The following is a 267-nucleotide window of genomic DNA, read 5'->3' on the forward strand; positions in this document are numbered from 1 at the left end:
GTATTTTAAAACAAAAATGTATAGAGGTTAAGGAGAATACGCCTGAAATACAGACTCTCATTGCGGATATGTGGGACACCATGAATCTGGCTAATGGCTGTGGTCTCTCCTCTTCTCAAATTGGAAAACCTTTACAACTCTTTGTTGTGGATAGTAAGGTTGCTTTTGAAAATCTTGATTCTGAAGATAAAATCCTGTACTTTGAAAAGAACGACAAGGGAATTGTGGAAACTTTTATCAACGCCAGAATCATTAACAGTTCTGAGG

General features: G+C 37.1%; 1 protein-coding gene. It reads left to right on the forward strand.

The window, feature by feature from the left end:
- The coding region (locus tag SB679_RS24590) for a peptide deformylase (protein ID WP_410704899.1) at positions 1 to 267 on the forward strand (267 nt) is incomplete at both ends.

It is taken from the genome of Chryseobacterium sp. SIMBA_029 (assembly GCF_046535275.1).
Taxonomy (GTDB): domain Bacteria; phylum Bacteroidota; class Bacteroidia; order Flavobacteriales; family Weeksellaceae; genus Chryseobacterium.